Origin of the sequence: Kitasatospora sp. MBT63 (assembly GCF_000710465.2) — a bacterium.
Classification (GTDB): domain Bacteria; phylum Actinomycetota; class Actinomycetes; order Streptomycetales; family Streptomycetaceae; genus Kitasatospora.
On sequence record NZ_JAIZ01000566.1, the window covers coordinates 1 to 275 of the forward strand.

General features: G+C 72.7%; 1 pseudogene. It reads left to right on the forward strand.

The window, feature by feature from the left end:
• Positions 1-275, forward strand: a pseudogene (locus tag AA75_RS29790) (6-phosphogluconate dehydrogenase); the annotation flags it as partial.

Here is a 275-nt window from a genome sequence, read left to right on the forward strand (position 1 = left end):
GGTCACCGACGTGCGCGAGGTGTTCCGCAGCTGGCAGGAGGGCACGGTGATCCGTTCCTGGCTGCTGGACCTGGCCGTGCGGGCGCTGGACGACGACGAGCACCTGGCCGAGCTCAAGGGCTGGGCCGCGGACTCCGGCGAGGGCCGCTGGACCGTCGAGGCCGCGATCGACCACGCGGTGCCGCTGCCGGCCATCACGGCCTCGCTGTTCGCCCGCTTCGCCTCCCGCCAGGACGACTCCCCGCAGATGAAGATGATCGCCGCGCTGCGCAACC